General features: G+C 65.3%; 17 protein-coding genes. 10 read left to right on the forward strand and 7 right to left on the reverse strand.

The features are described 5' to 3' along the window. Positions 1 to 51: 51 nt before the first annotated feature. Positions 52 to 660: a TetR/AcrR family transcriptional regulator C-terminal domain-containing protein gene (locus MYCSM_RS27030; RefSeq protein WP_015309358.1), complete on the forward strand. Its 609-nt coding sequence runs from the start codon at positions 52 to 54 to the stop codon at positions 658 to 660. A 139-nt stretch (positions 661 to 799) separates the two neighbouring features. On the opposite strand, the gene pstB is transcribed toward MYCSM_RS27030, so the two are convergent. From pstB to MYCSM_RS27060, 6 genes are all read right to left on the reverse strand, one after another. Next, positions 800 to 1,576: a phosphate ABC transporter ATP-binding protein PstB gene (pstB, locus tag MYCSM_RS27035; RefSeq protein ID WP_015309359.1), complete on the reverse strand. Its 777-nt coding sequence runs from the start codon at positions 1,574 to 1,576 to the stop codon at positions 800 to 802. Positions 1,577 to 1,586: 10 nt separating this feature from the next. Further along, a complete protein-coding gene (gene pstA, locus MYCSM_RS27040) occupies positions 1,587 to 2,501 on the reverse strand; it encodes a phosphate ABC transporter permease PstA (RefSeq protein ID WP_015309360.1) in 915 nt (304 codons plus the stop codon). After that, positions 2,498 to 3,541, reverse strand: coding sequence for a phosphate ABC transporter permease subunit PstC (pstC, locus tag MYCSM_RS27045; protein ID WP_015309361.1), 1,044 nt, complete (start codon positions 3,539 to 3,541; stop codon positions 2,498 to 2,500). The genes pstA and pstC overlap by 4 nt, the downstream gene beginning before the upstream one ends. 48 nt (positions 3,542 to 3,589) lie before the next feature. After that, positions 3,590 to 4,747, reverse strand: coding sequence for a phosphate ABC transporter substrate-binding protein PstS (pstS, locus tag MYCSM_RS27050; protein ID WP_015309362.1), 1,158 nt, complete (start codon positions 4,745 to 4,747; stop codon positions 3,590 to 3,592). Positions 4,748 to 4,848: 101 nt separating this feature from the next. Next, on the reverse strand, positions 4,849 to 5,829 hold the full coding sequence (gene mshD / locus MYCSM_RS27055) for a mycothiol synthase (RefSeq protein WP_015309363.1): 981 nt from the start codon (positions 5,827 to 5,829) through the stop codon (positions 4,849 to 4,851). Then, entirely contained in the window at positions 5,826 to 6,611 is a 786-nt protein-coding gene (locus tag MYCSM_RS27060; protein WP_015309364.1) for a winged helix-turn-helix transcriptional regulator, read from the reverse strand. The genes mshD and MYCSM_RS27060 overlap by 4 nt, the downstream gene beginning before the upstream one ends. Before the next feature lie 158 nt (positions 6,612 to 6,769). Between MYCSM_RS27060 and lmeA the strand changes: the two genes are divergently transcribed. The 8 genes from lmeA (at position 6,770) to MYCSM_RS27100 (ending at position 11,231) form a co-directional block, all read left to right on the forward strand. Then, positions 6,770 to 7,585, forward strand: a complete 816-nt coding sequence (gene lmeA / locus MYCSM_RS27065; protein ID WP_015309365.1) for a mannan chain length control protein LmeA — start codon at positions 6,770 to 6,772, stop codon at positions 7,583 to 7,585. Next, positions 7,582 to 8,004 (forward strand): thioredoxin family protein, encoded by a 423-nt coding sequence (locus MYCSM_RS27070; protein WP_015309366.1) that lies wholly within the window; start codon positions 7,582 to 7,584, stop codon positions 8,002 to 8,004. The genes lmeA and MYCSM_RS27070 overlap by 4 nt, the downstream gene beginning before the upstream one ends. 5 nt (positions 8,005 to 8,009) lie before the next feature. Beyond that, a complete protein-coding gene (locus MYCSM_RS39160; protein ID WP_442928506.1) occupies positions 8,010 to 8,126 on the forward strand; it encodes an Ms5788A family Cys-rich leader peptide in 117 nt (38 codons plus the stop codon). Positions 8,127 to 8,215: 89 nt separating this feature from the next. Further along, complete coding sequence (locus tag MYCSM_RS27075) at positions 8,216 to 8,677, forward strand: DUF4395 domain-containing protein (RefSeq protein WP_015309367.1); 462 nt, start codon at positions 8,216 to 8,218, stop codon at positions 8,675 to 8,677. Between the two features lie 35 nt (positions 8,678 to 8,712). Beyond that, positions 8,713 to 9,546: a sulfurtransferase gene (locus MYCSM_RS27080; protein WP_015309368.1), complete on the forward strand. Its 834-nt coding sequence runs from the start codon at positions 8,713 to 8,715 to the stop codon at positions 9,544 to 9,546. A gap of 1 nt (position 9,547) precedes the next feature. Beyond that, positions 9,548 to 9,850, forward strand: coding sequence for a DUF1416 domain-containing protein (locus tag MYCSM_RS27085; RefSeq protein ID WP_015309369.1), 303 nt, complete (start codon positions 9,548 to 9,550; stop codon positions 9,848 to 9,850). A gap of 488 nt (positions 9,851 to 10,338) precedes the next feature. Then, the gene (locus tag MYCSM_RS27095; protein ID WP_015309371.1) at positions 10,339 to 10,968 is read left to right on the forward strand and encodes an FABP family protein; all 630 of its coding nucleotides are present in this window, start codon (positions 10,339 to 10,341) and stop codon (positions 10,966 to 10,968) included. Next, positions 10,968 to 11,231 carry a hypothetical protein gene (locus MYCSM_RS27100; RefSeq protein ID WP_015309372.1) on the forward strand — a complete coding sequence of 88 codons (264 nt, stop codon included), beginning with the start codon at positions 10,968 to 10,970 and terminating at the stop codon, positions 11,229 to 11,231. The genes MYCSM_RS27095 and MYCSM_RS27100 overlap by 1 nt, the downstream gene beginning before the upstream one ends. Here the strand turns inward: MYCSM_RS27100 and MYCSM_RS27105 are convergent. Then, positions 11,228 to 12,067 carry an ABC transporter substrate-binding protein gene (locus MYCSM_RS27105; protein WP_232425675.1) on the reverse strand — a complete coding sequence of 280 codons (840 nt, stop codon included), beginning with the start codon at positions 12,065 to 12,067 and terminating at the stop codon, positions 11,228 to 11,230. The genes MYCSM_RS27100 and MYCSM_RS27105 overlap by 4 nt on opposite strands. Positions 12,068 to 12,146: 79 nt before the next feature. On the opposite strand from MYCSM_RS27105, the gene MYCSM_RS27110 reads away from it, so the two are divergent. After that, a complete protein-coding gene (locus MYCSM_RS27110; protein WP_015309374.1) occupies positions 12,147 to 13,211 on the forward strand; it encodes a sodium:calcium antiporter in 1,065 nt (354 codons plus the stop codon). Positions 13,212 to 13,349: the final 138 nt, after the last annotated feature.

Raw genomic sequence — 13,349 nt, forward strand, 5'->3', positions numbered from 1 at the left:
AACACCGGCATGGAGCAAGCGTCGGCGCGGCGTTCGCGAGGACGCCCGGCGATGCCGCCCGACCGGATCGTCGCGGCGGCACTGGCCCTGGTGGACGCGGACGGTGCCGAAGCGCTATCGATGCGGACACTGGCTCAGCAGCTGAACTCCGGCACCGCCACCCTGTACCGCCACTTCACCAACCGGTCGGCACTGGTGGCCGACGTCGTGGATTACGTGTTCGGTGAGGTGCACCTTGACGCTGACGAGTTGGCCACCAGGAGCTGGCAGCAAGCGTGTGAAACCGTCGTCCACCGCATGTACGCGGCGTTGAAACGCCATCCGAATGTCACGCGACTGATGCTCGAGCAGATCCCGTTGGGCCCCAACGCATTGGCGATTCGAGAAGCCTGCCTAGCGATGCTGCTCGCCAGCGGGTTCACTGCTGATATGTCCGCCCGTATCTACGCGACGTTGGCGCGTTACGTGTTGGGCTTTGCCATCCAGTACTCCGGTCATCCCGATTCACACGCGGCCAAGGATGCCGACGCGTTTCGCGACGTCGACCCCTCACGGTTCCCCGCCACCCTGGCCGTTGCCGACGCCATGCCCATACCGCTTGAGGTCGAATTTTCTTTCGGATTGGATCTGCTCATCAAGGGCCTTAGCCAAATCCATTGACCATCACCGCTTTTGGCTGCTCAGCAGCTGCCGCCGCTGATTTGCGCCAGCAGACGCAAAATGTCCCGACACGCCGAAGGTTTGGCGCACTTTGCGTCTGCTCGCGCAGGAGAACTCAGCTGTAGGTTGACGCTTCGTGTCAGCCGAAACGGCCGGAGATGTAGTCCTCGGTGGCTTTCTCGTTCGGGTTGGAGAAGATCTTCTCGGTGTCGTCGATCTCGATCAGGCGGCCCGGCTTACCCGTCGCCTCCAGGTTGAAGAACGCGGTCTGGTCGCTGACGCGGGCGGCCTGCTGCATGTTGTGCGTGACGATCACGATCGTGAAGTCCTGCTTGAGCTCTGCGATCAGATCCTCGATGGCCAGCGTCGAGATCGGGTCGAGTGCCGAGCACGGCTCGTCCATCAGCAACACATCAGGCTGGACAGCGATCGCGCGGGCGATGCAGAGCCGCTGCTGCTGGCCACCTGACAGTCCGCCGCCGGGCCTGTCCAGACGGTCCTTGACCTCGGTCCACAGGTTGGCGCCCTTGAGCGAACGCTCACACACGTCGTCCAGCGTCTTCCTGCTGCGCACGCCCTGCAGCTTGAGCCCGGCGACCACGTTGTCGCGAATTGACATGGTGGGGAACGGGTTTGGCCGCTGAAACACCATCCCGATGGTCTTGCGGACACCGACCGGATCGACGCCCGCGCCGTAGATGTCCTCGCCGTCGAGCAGCACCGAACCCTCGACGCGGGCACCGGGGATCACCTCGTGCATGCGGTTCAGCGTCCGCAGCACCGTCGACTTGCCACAGCCCGACGGCCCGATGAACGCCGTTACACTCCGGGGCTGAACGGACAGTGCGACATCCGCGACGGCGTGGAAGGAGCCGTAGTAGATGTTGACGTCCTTGAGGTCCAACCGCTTGGCCACTTGGGACCTCCTAAACCTTCTTGGGGGCGAAGATCTTCGCGATGAACCGCGCCCCGATATTGAGTATGGCGATCAACAGGATCAATGTCAGCGCCGCGCCCCAGAGCCGGTCCGTCGGAACCGGGTTGGCGCCTGCGCCTGCCGAAATCTGGTCGTACATCATGCCGGGCAGCGATCCCATGAAACCGTTGAACATGTCGAAGTTCATCGCCTGCGCGTAGCCAACCAGGATCAGCAGCGGTGCGGTCTCACCCATCACCCGGGCCAACGCCAGCATGATGCCGGTGACGATGCCCGACAACGCCGTCGGGATGACGATGCGCATGATGGTCTTCCACTTCGGCACGCCGAGTGCGTAACTGGCCTCACGAAGATCCATCGGAACGATGCGTAGCATCTCCTCGGTGGCACGCACGATGACCGGAATCATCAACAGCACCAATGCAAGTGACACCGCAAAGCCGGAGCGCTGGAATCCCAGCGTGGCCACCCACAGCGCGTAGATGAACAACGCGGCCACGATCGACGGCACACCGGTCAGGATGTCGACCATGAAGGTGGTGAGCTTGCCCAGTCGCGTGCCGCCGCCGTACTCGACGAGATAGACGGCGACGAAGATGCCGATCGGAATCGAGATGATCGCACACACGACGCCCTGGAGCAGAGTGCCGATGATCGCGTGGTAGACGCCGCCGCCGGCCTCGAAGGCCGTCATGCCCGCCTGCGAGTTGGTGAACCAGACGGGCGAGGTAAGCGCCTTGATCCCCTTGGTGATAGTCGAGTACAGCACCCACAGCAGCGGCACCAGCGCGATGAACAATGACGCCGTAACCATCACGGTCGCAACGTTGTTGGTCACCTTGCGGCGCAGGCTCACGCCCTGGAACGTGGTGGCCTTGACCGGGCGGTCCAGCGTGGAGGTCACTTTGCCCCCCTTCCGGCGACCGCGGCGCGGGCCAGCGAGTTCACCACGAACGTCAGGATGAACAGCACCAGACCGGCGGCAATGTATGCGCCCGCCTTGTACTGATCGTTGAATTCGCTTGCGGTGGCGGCGATTTTGCTCGCAAACGTGTAGCCGCCGTCAAATAGCGTCCAACTGAACGCCTTCTGTGTGCCGCGCAGGATGATCAGCAACGCGATCGTCTCACCCAACGCGCGGCCGAGGCCCAGCATCGCACCGCTGATGTAACCCGAAAGGCCGAATGGCAGCACCGTGGTGCGGACCACCTCCCACCGGGTCGCACCCAACGCCAGCGCGGCCTCGATCTGGCCGCGGGGGGTCTGGATGAACACCTCGCGCGTCACCGCGGTAATGATCGGCAGGATCATCACGGCAAGCACGATGCCCGCCGTAAAGATCGTTCCGCCGCCCGCCACCGACGCGTTGCCCGTCTTGAACAAAAACAGCCAGTCGAGATTCTTGTTGAGCCACAACGCAAACGGCTTGAGCACCGGGGCCAGCACGTAGAGGCCCCACACGCCGTAGACGATCGAGGGCACCGCTGCAAGCAGGTCGACCATGTAGGCCAACGGACCCGAGAGTCGCCGCGGCGAGTAATGCGTCAGGAATATCGCGATGCCCAGCGCCACTGGCATGGCGAGGAGTAACGCGAAAAGGGATACGAAGACCGTCACCTGCAGCAGGTCGAGGATGCCGAAGTGCATCGCCGACGTGTCCGTGGTGACCCAGTTTCCGCCGTAGAGGAAGAAGTTTTCTTTGTTGCGAGCCAGCGCGGGTACCGCGCGCCACAGCAGGAAAACCCCGATCGCCGCGATGATGACGACGATCAGGATTCCTGAGCCCTCCGCGAGGCCTCGGAAAATCCGGTCTCCCAACCGGACCTTCCCGCCCTTGGAAGGGTCGGTGGAGATAGGTTCCGGCTCGGGGAAGGGTGAAGCAATAACTTCACCCGACCCCGCGTCGGCTGGGTTAGGCGTTGTCACATCGAGCCTATCGGTCATCGGTCCCGGAACCCATCCTCACCGCAATCGTGCTGTCACGCAGGGCAACTATGCAATTGCGTCGACGGACTTGAGGAGACGCTCCTTGAACGAGTCCGGCAGCGGCACGTAGCCGGCGGCCGACAGGTTGGCCTGTCCCTGGTTGGCGGAGACCGTCAGGAACGACTTCACCGCGGCGGCAGTGTCGGCGTCGTAGCCCTTGCTGCACACGATCTCGTAGGTCGCGAGCATCAGCGGGTAGGAGCCCGGTTCCTTACTGGCATACAGCGCGTTCAGGTCCAGCGTCAGATCGTTGCCGTCGCCCTTGACCTTCGCCGCTGCCACGGCGGCCTTGGTCGAGTCGTCAGTCAGAGCTACCGCACCGGCCCCACTGTCGATCTCCGCGTTCTTCAGACCGGCAGCCGCGGCCGGGCTCTTCTCGACGTAGCCGATCGAGCCGGGCGTCGCCTGGATGGCCTGCACCACGCCGGACGACTTCTGCGCGCCCTCGCCGGCGCCACCCTGGAACTCCTTGCCGGCACCCTTGGTCCACGACTGCGGAGCCGCGGCGGCCAGGTACTTCTGGAAGTTGTCGGTGGTGCCCGAGGAGTCCGAGCGGTAGACCGGCTTGATGTCCGAGTCCGGCAGGTTGGTGCCGCTGTTCAGCGCAGCGATGGCCGGGTCGTTCCACTTGGTGATCTGGCCCTGGAAGATCTTCGCCAGCACATCCGCGTTCACGACCAGTTTGTCGACGCCGTCGATGTTGTAAGCCAGCGCGACGGGGCCGAAGACCAGCGGCAGGTTCCACGCCGGGTTGCCACCGCAACGGTCGGCAGCCTTCTTCACCTGATCGTCCTTGAGCGCCGAGTCGGAGCCGGCGAAGTCGACCTGCTTGGCGATGAACTGGTCAACGCCCGCGCCCGAGCCCGTCGGGTTGTACGCAAGGGTCTTGCCTGAGCAGACCTGGCCCCACACCTTGTTCAACTCCGCGATCGCGTTCTGCTGAGCCGTCGAGCCCTCGGCGGTGACAGAGTTCTTGCCGCCGCAATCAGCCTTGGCGGCCGCGGTGCCCGCGCCGCTGGTGGCCGAGCCGGACGCGCTAGTGCCCCCACCCGAGGCGTTGTTGTCGCTACCACATGCGGTCAGCGTCAGCGCGGCGATCGCCGTCGCAGCCGCGGCCATTTGAAGCGGCGTGCCTACACTCTTGCCAATGCTGTTGAGCTTCACTGATCCCACTTTCGGTTGACGGCTTTGAACTCCACGGCAACGTATGCGGCCGTGGTGGACGAATCTCAGATGGAAAGTGAACGGAAGGTGAACAGGTCCCGCTACTGAATCCGGGGTTCCCCAGGTAGCGAAGCTGCCGAGGGGAGTTGGACGGCGTATGCGGCGTCGACGCTGAATACGTCGAAACCCAGCCGCTCATACGTCTTGACCGCCGCGGAGTTATCTGCCTCCACGTAAAGCATCACCGTCGGTGGCGATGAGCCCCGCGGTCGAGCAGATGGCCCCGTACTTTCGGAAAGCTTGTCGGCGAGGTGGTGCAATCCGACCAACGTCAGCGTGGCACCGAGCCCGCGGCCCTGCGCGGCCGGATCGACCCCGACGATGTACACCTCACCAAGATCGGCGTTGTGCACCTTCGTCCAGTGAAAGCCCAACAGTGCGCTGCTCTGCTCGTCGAAAGCCATGAACAGACCGGCAGGGTCGAACCACGGCTCGCCGCGACGCTCCGCGATGTCCGCATCCGTCCAGCCGCCCTGCTCCGGATGCCATGCGAACGCGGCGTTGTTGACGCGCAGCAGTTCGGCGTCGTCGGCCGGGCCGGAGTATGTGGTGATGCGCGCGCCGTCGACAGCGGTCACCGGCGGCAAGTCCGTCAGCGGCCGACGCATCTGGAGCAGCTTGCGCGCCACCACGAGGTCAAGTGCCTTGGCGGTCGCACGGGCGGCCTCGTGGTTGCCGTGCGCCCAGATGCGCGCGTCGTCGCCACCTTCAGACAAGCCGATGCGCGCCATAGCGGAGCCGATGCCCCGACGTCGGGCGTCCGGACGCACCACCAGCTCGGCCATCGCCGGGTCCGCGGTGAGGTTCAAATAGCCGACGGTGTCGTCACCGTCGACGGCCAGCAGATGCCGGGTGCGGTCGTGCGCGAGCTCGCGAAGCACCTGATCGCCGACGGGCGCGACGCCATCTACTTGTTCAGCCGCCGCAATCAGCTCCCGGATCCGGCGCTGATCCTCGTCGGAAAGACCGGCGCGCCAGCCGATTTCCGGAGCCGGGGCGCCGGCGACGTCGGGGCGAGTCACTGACTGCGAAGCGGGTCAACCAGCGCGTCGGGCAGGCTGTCGGGCGCGTCGTAGCCGCCCGCCTCGTCGACCATGTCGTCGGAGACGTCCGCCCCTGCAGCCGGCGGCCTGCCGCGCGCGGGCCGAACCGCTTTGTAACCGACGTTGCGCACAGTGCCGATCAGGGATTCGTATTCGGTGCCCAGCTTGGCGCGCAGCCGTCGCACATGTACGTCGACCGTCCGGGTGCCGCCGAAGAAGTCATAACCCCACACCTCTTGCAGCAGCTGTGCCCGGGTGAACACCCGGCCGGCGTGCTGAGCCAGATACTTCAGCAGTTCGAATTCCTTATAAGTGAGGTCGAGCGGACGGCCGCGCAGCCGCGCGGTGTACGTGCCCTCATCGATGACGAGCTCGCCCAGGCTGATCTTGCCGACGTTCTCCTGATTCGCCACGCCGCCGCGACGCCCAACCAGCAGCCGCAGCCGGGCGTCGATCTCGGCCGGGCCGGTGCTTGGCAGCAGGATCTCGTCGAGTCCCCATTCGACGCTGACGGCAACAAGACCGCCCTCGTTGACGACAGCTACGACGGGCACCGAAGTCCCCGTCGTGCCCAACAACCGACACAGGCCGCGGGCGGCGGCCAGATCTGTACGCGCGTCGACGATCGCCACATCCGCGGTGCCCGCCTCGAGAAGCGAGGACACCTCAGTCGGTGCTGTCCGCACATTGTGGGCCAACAGGGCCAACGACGGCAGCACGGTTTCGGGATGGGGGTCGACGGTCAGTAGCAATAGATCCAACTGGCCCTCCAACAGCCATAGGGACCTCGCCCGGACAACGATGTCGGTGGTGACTTCCCAGATTCACGCCTGACATACAGCCGTTACCCGGCCGATGGTCACATAACGATAGCGCGCCACCTGCTGGTTAGCCGCGCCGAGCAGGGAGACCCGCCGCAGTGGGCCAGAATGTCCGGGTGCGAAAGCTGCTGATCGGTGCCATCTCGACCGTGACCGTTGTGGTGGTCGGCGCCGTCGGAGCCGACTTCGGTGCGGCGATCTACGCCGAATACCACCTGGCCAGGAGCGTGCGCACCGCCGCAAACCTGAGCTTCGACCCGTGGGTCAGCATCCTCGGGTTTCCATTCATCACGCAGGCCACCCGCGATCGCTACAACGAGATCGAGATCAAGGCCAGTGGCGTTGATCACCCAGTCGTCGGCAAGGTGGGGCTGGAGGCGACCCTGCATTCGGTCGACGTCGCCGACGCGTCGTGGCTCATTCCGCCCGACGCCAAGCTGCCGGTCGGCAAGCTGGAGAGTCGCATCATCGTCGACTCGACGCACGTCGGGCGGTTCATGGGCATTCCCGACCTGCTGGTCGAGGCCCCGTCGCGGGAGACGAACGACGCGACGGGCGGCACCACCGAGTCCGGCATCTCCAGCAACCGGGGGCTGGTCTTTACCGGCACGCCGCACAAGGCGGGCTACGACAAGAAGGTCAGCATCGCCGTCGACCTGTCGATCGCCGGGCCGGACCAGACCACACTGGTGTTCACCGCGACCGGCGTGCTGACCGGTGCGGGCACCGCTGACCAGCAAATTCCGGAGGAGACGCTGCCTGCCGTTCTAAGCGCGTTCAGCACCAGCATGCCGGGCCAGAAGCTGCCCTTCGGCGTTCGGCCCACCAGCGAGGGCGCCCGCGGTTCGGACATCATCATCGAGGGAATCACTCGGGGAGTAACCATTCCGCTCGATCGGTTCAAATTGTCATGAGCTCGTCGGTAGTCATGGTGATCACGGTGTTGATCGCCGCGTTGGGCGTGGCCTTCGTAATAGGCCGGCTGGTGACGCTGCGTGCGGGGATGCTGAAGGCGGCCTCTGAGGCAAGCAATGTCGACACCTCCGACCTCGGGCTTTCCGATACCGGGCCGACCATCGTGCACTTCAGCGCGGATTGGTGCGGACCGTGCGCCGCCGTGCGCCGCGTGGTGGATCAGGTGTGCGACGAGCTACCCGGCGTGGCGCACGTCGAGATCGACATGGACGCCAATCCCCAAGCGGCCCGACGGCTTTCGGTGATGTCGCTGCCGACGACGTTGATTTTCGATGCCGACGGCCGTCCGCGTTATCGCACCACTGGTGTGCCCAAGGCCGCTGACCTGCGCTCGGCCGTCGAACCGCTGTTGGCTTGATCACCATGTCATTGGGTAGGCTGTGGGGCGTGTCAACCCGCCTCGAGCCGATGCTCACCAAGCGCCGCGCAGTCGATCTGTGCCGCGTTGCGGGTTGTTGCTGTTGTTGTTGTAGCTGCTGAGCGCGGCTGCGCGATCTAGCGCGCTCGCTCGGAGCAGCCGTTTTGGCCTGCTCATCCCCAGCCCGTCCAACGCAACAGGAGTCTGTTTCATGTCGACCAACACCACGACCACCCAGGTGGATGTGCGCGGTCCGAGGTTCGCCGCATGGGTCACCACCGCAGTGCTCGTGGCGACGCTGCTGGCGGCGGCGGTCAGCCCGCTTGCCGCGGGCGTGATCCTGGGTGTCCAGGCCGTCGTTTTCGCCATCGGCGCGTGGCGCGGGCCGCGTCATCATCCCTACGGCCTGATCTTCGGCCGTCTTGTCTTGCCCCGCCTCGGACCTGTCACCGAGAAGGAACCCGTACCGCCGTTGAAGTTCGCACAGCTGGTCGGCTTCGTCTTCGCGGTCGCCGGTGTCATCGGATTCACTTCCGGCATAACGCTTCTCGGCCTGATCGCCACTGGCTTTGCGCTCGTGGCAGCCTTTCTCAACGCTGCCTTCGGCATCTGCCTTGGCTGCCAGATTTATCCGCTCGTCGCACGGCTTCGCCGGGCACCGTCCCCCGCATAACGCTCAAACAGCAAGCAACCGAAAGGATTTCGTCCATGGCACGCTCCGACGTCCTGGTCAGTACCGACTGGGCCGAGAGCAATCTCGACGCGCCGAACACCGTCTTCGTCGAGGTTGACGAGGACACCAGCGCCTACGACGGCGGCCACATCGCCGGCGCCATCAAGCTGGACTGGAAAGAAGATCTGCAGGACCACGTCAAGCGCGACTTCGTCGACGCTCAGCAGTTCTCCAAGCTGCTGTCCGAACGCGGCATCTCCAACGACGACACCGTGATCCTCTACGGCGGCAACAACAACTGGTTTGCGGCCTACGCGTACTGGTACTTCAAGCTGTACGGCCACGACAAGGTCAAGCTGCTCGACGGCGGCCGCAAGAAGTGGGAGCTCGATGGGCGCCCGCTGTCGGCTGATCCGGTCAAGCGGCCGCAGACCAGCTACACCGCCAAGGACCCCAACAACGCGATCCGTGCGTTCCGCGACGAGGTCATCGCCGCGATCGGCGCCAAGAACCTGGTCGACGTGCGCTCACCCGACGAGTTCTCCGGAAAGATCCTCGCTCCCGCACACCTGCCGCAGGAACAGAGCCAGCGCGCCGGGCATATCCCCAGCGCCATCAACGTTCCGTGGAGCAAGGCGGCCAACGAGGACGGCACGTTCAAGTCCGATGAGGACCTGGCCAAGCTGTACGCCGAGGCCGGCCTTGACGGCCAGAAGGAGACCATCGCCTACTGCCGGATCGGTGAGCGTTCGTCGCACACCTGGTTCGTGCTGCAGGAACTGTTGGGACACAAGAACGTCAAGAACTACGACGGCAGTTGGACGGAATACGGCTCCCTGGTGGGGGTCCCGATTGAGTTGGGAAGTTGATATGTGCTCTGCACCGAAACAAGGACTGACGTTGCCTGCCAGCGTCGACCTCGAGAAGGAAACGGTGATCACCGGCCGCGTCGTCGACGGGTCGGGTCAGGCGGTCGGCGGCGCGTTCGTGCGCCTGCTGGACGCCTCCGACGAGTTCACCGCCGAGGTCGTCGCGTCGGCTACCGGTGACTTCCGGTTCTTCGCCGCGCCCGGTACGTGGACGCTGCGCGCCCTGTCCCCCGCGGGCAACGGCGACGCCAGCGTGGCGCCGTCCGGCGCGGGCATCCACGAGGTCGACGTCAAGGTCGCCTGAGGACGACGCTGCGGTCGGCCACCGGCCGCAGCTCAGCTTTCGTAGCGTACCGCTCCGAAAATTAGCTGCTTCGGTCCACCAGGTGGTTAGTTCCTGCGCTGTTGCGCGGGAACAACCACCATGAACAGGGCGGATCATGAAATTGGCACTTGGGATAATCGCGACGACGGTGTTCGCCGTCCTCGCCGCGGGGAGTTCTGCCAACGGCGACAGCTTCAAACGCGCTGTGACAGGCATCGCTAGCCGCGGTCTCGGCGGCAGCCAGAGCTCGCCGCGACGTTCGTCACCACCGCGACCTCCTCGTTGTGCCCCGAGTTCGTGGGGCAACTCGGGTGATTCGCACGACGACGGCCGACGAGAACCGTTGGGGCCCCGGCAGCTAGACTCGCTGCCGTGGTGCTGTTCTTCGAGATCATGCTCGTCGCGGCCGTCGTGGTCATCACGTGGTTCGCGCTGTACGCGCTCTATCGCCTCATCACCGACGAGTCGTGACGTCAGGCGACGACGCCGTCGCGGCGGCAGCCGAACGAGCCAGGACAACCGCGACCCGCAACATCCCGGTCTTCGAGGACCTGCCGTTGCCCGCCGACACCGCCAACCTGCGTGAGGGCGCCAACCTCAACGACGCGTTGCTTGCGCTGCTGCCCCTTGTGGGTGTGTGGCGAGGCGTGGGCGAGGGCCGCGAGGCGGGCCGTGACTACCGATTCGGTCAGCAGATCGTCGTCTCGCACGACGGCGGTGACTACCTGAACTGGGAGGCGCGGTCATGGCGGCTGACCGACAGCGGCGACTACGAGGCACCCGGTCTGCGGGAAACCGGATTCTGGCGGTTCGTCGACGACCCGACCGACCCCTCTGAGTCGCAGGCCATTGAGCTGCTGCTCGCGCATTCCGCGGGCTACGTTGAACTGTTCTACGGCAGCCCGCGCAACCAATCCTCCTGGGAGCTGGTCACCGACGCGCTGGCGCGCAGTAAGTCCGGAATGCTGGTCGGCGGGGCGAAGCGGCTTTACGGCATCGTCGAAGGCGGCGACCTGGCTTATGTGGAGGAACGGGTGGACGCCGACGGCGGCCTGGTGCCGCACCTGTCCGCCCGACTGTCGAGGTTCGTCGGCTGATGCGGGTGCTATCGATGGCTGTGGGGCTCGCCGCGGCCGGACTCCTGGCGGCGTGCTCGTCGCGCACGCCGCCGCCGGAACAGCCGTCGACGTCCGCGACTCCGCAAGGCCACGGAAGCTTCGCGCATTGCCTGAACGAGCACGGGGTGCCCGCCGCGCCGGGTCCGGCCGTGGGTCCCCCAGCGGGCGTCGACCAGAGCACCTGGCACAGCGCCATGCAGGCGTGCTCGTCGCTGGCGCCTGGTCCGGGGCCGGCAAGCTAAGCGAGCACCGGCGCCTTGCCCGCGTCGGTCAGCCATTGCTGCTTCAACCGATCCAGCGTGCCGTCCCCGCGAAGGCTGTCGACAGCCCAGGATACACAGCGCGTCAGTGCGCTGCCCTTGTCGAGCACGATCCCGAACTGCTCGACATCGCCTGAGGCGCTTGGCAATTGGCCCACCATCAACCCGTTGCGCAGCTCGTTGGCAACTGAAAATGCCGTCGGCAGATCGGCCACCAGCGCATCGATTTCGCCGTTGCTCAAGGCCATCTTCGCGTCGCCGTTGGTGTTGTAGACCTCGACAGGGAAGTCGCCCTTCACTGTTGCTGCCGCCGTGTAGCTGGTGGTGCCCACCTGCACGCCCAATCGCAGCGCCTTGAGCTGCTGCACCGTCTTTACCGCCGCCGCCCGCGATGTCTTGACCGTGACGACGGCCTGCGTCACGTCGAAATACGGCGAGGAGAAATCTACTGCGGCCTTACGTTGTTCGGTGATCGAGAACTCAGATAGGTTGGCGTCGAACGTCTTTGGCCCAAAAGCCAGCGCGGTGTTGAACGGCACCCGGACCCACCGGACGTCGTCGCCGGTGTACTTCATCTTGGCCGCGATAGCGTAGGCGACCGCGGCCTCGAACCCTTCACCGCTGGCAGGGTTGTCGCCCATGTACCACGGCGGATACACCGGTTGGTCCGTCCCGAAGGTGAAGATGCCGGGATACAGCGTGCCGAGGTTGTCTTTTGTGCACTTTTCGGCCGTGCCTGTCGCGGTCCGGTCGGAGATCGGCGCGCACGCGGTGAGCACTGCGACGGCCGCCACGGCCAGCCTCCACGCGTTGCCCATGGGGCGCATCATCGCGCACCTAGCTAACTCACGCCAGCATCACAGGGGTGGGAGGCCGTCAAGGGGGTATGCCGTCGGCGTGACCTCGTTGCCGTCGTGGCTGTTGCTCTGCGTTTTCGTGCTCTGCGCCATCGTCATATGGGCCGCCGGGGTCAAGTTGTCGGACGCCACCGACGTGCTCTCCGACCGCTGGCACCTTGGTTCGGCGTTGGGCGGGGTCATCCTGCTGGCGATTGCCACCAACCTGCCTGAGATCGCGATTACGACCAGTGCGGCGCTGGCGCATCAACTCGACGTCGCGGTCGGCAACATCCTCGGCGGCATCGCCATTCAGACGGTTGTGCTGGTCGCGCTCGACGCCGCCGGTGTGCGGCCGCGTAAGCCGCTGACTTACCTGGCGGCATCGCTCACCCTCGTCCTCGAGGGCGCATTGGTGGTCGCCTTGTTGGTCGTGGTGGTGATGTCGACGCAATTGCCGCCGTCCCTGATCGTCTGGCGAGTCACGCCGGGCGCCGCGTTGATAGTCGTGATCTGGGCAGCTGGTCTGCTATTGGTGCGCCGTGCTGACCGCGAGTTGCCCTGGCATGAGGGCGGCCATGCACCCGACAGCCAGCAGAAGCCACCCGGCCACTCTGCAAAGGCCAACGCCGACAAGGCAACTCAGGGAGGCGTCAGCACGCGACGAACGGTGCTGGTGTTCGCCGTCGCGGCGGTTGCCACCCTTGTCGCGGGCGTCTACATCGAACGCAGCGGCGAAGAGGTGTTCGGGCGATGGGGCATGTCGGGCGTGGTCTTCGGCGCGACGGTTTTGGCGGCCGCCACCTCGTTGCCGGAACTGTCCACTGGCCTGGCGTCGACTCGTCTCGGCGATTACAAATTGGCGGTCAGCGACATCTTCGGCGGAAACGCCTTCCTCCCGGTGCTCTTCCTGCTCGCCGGGGTGCTGTCGGGATCGGCCGTTCTGCCGTTGGCACACCACACCGACATCTACCTCACCGCGCTGGCTGCCCTCCTCACCGTGGTCTACATGGTCGGTCTGGTGTTTCGGCCCGAGCGTCAATGGCTGCGGATGGGGCTGGACTCGATCGTTGTGCTGGTGCTCTACGTCATCGGCATCGTCGGGCTTGCCTTCATCACCGGCTAACCGAGACCAGATATGAAGCGGCCCCCGAGCCGTAGTACCTGGTTGGACAAAACCGAGTGGCTCGGGGGCCGGGTGACTGCGGGGAATTCGCCAGCGCGCGCAGGTGACTCCCCTGGCGCTGCTAGCTCGCAGCCACCT

Source organism: Mycobacterium sp. JS623 (genome assembly GCF_000328565.1).
Classification (GTDB): Bacteria; Actinomycetota; Actinomycetes; order Mycobacteriales; family Mycobacteriaceae; genus Mycobacterium.

Excerpts from the sequence above, each read along its gene's own strand:
- MYCSM_RS27100 (WP_015309372.1), top strand. The coding sequence starts at position 10,968 with ATGCGGGTGCTATCGATGGCTGTGGGGCTCGCCGCGGCCGGACTCCTG.
- MYCSM_RS27070 (WP_015309366.1), top strand. The coding sequence starts at position 7,582 with ATGAGCTCGTCGGTAGTCATGGTGATCACGGTGTTGATCGCCGCGTTG.
- MYCSM_RS27085 (WP_015309369.1), top strand. The coding sequence starts at position 9,548 with ATGTGCTCTGCACCGAAACAAGGACTGACGTTGCCTGCCAGCGTCGAC.
- MYCSM_RS27075 (WP_015309367.1), top strand. The coding sequence starts at position 8,216 with ATGTCGACCAACACCACGACCACCCAGGTGGATGTGCGCGGTCCGAGG.
- MYCSM_RS39160 (WP_442928506.1), top strand. The coding sequence starts at position 8,010 with ATGTCATTGGGTAGGCTGTGGGGCGTGTCAACCCGCCTCGAGCCGATG.
- pstC (WP_015309361.1), bottom strand. The coding sequence starts at position 3,541 with ATGACCGATAGGCTCGATGTGACAACGCCTAACCCAGCCGACGCGGGG.
- MYCSM_RS27105 (WP_232425675.1), bottom strand. The coding sequence starts at position 12,067 with ATGGGCAACGCGTGGAGGCTGGCCGTGGCGGCCGTCGCAGTGCTCACC.
- MYCSM_RS27080 (WP_015309368.1), top strand. The coding sequence starts at position 8,713 with ATGGCACGCTCCGACGTCCTGGTCAGTACCGACTGGGCCGAGAGCAAT.
- MYCSM_RS27030 (WP_015309358.1), top strand. The coding sequence starts at position 52 with ATGCCGCCCGACCGGATCGTCGCGGCGGCACTGGCCCTGGTGGACGCG.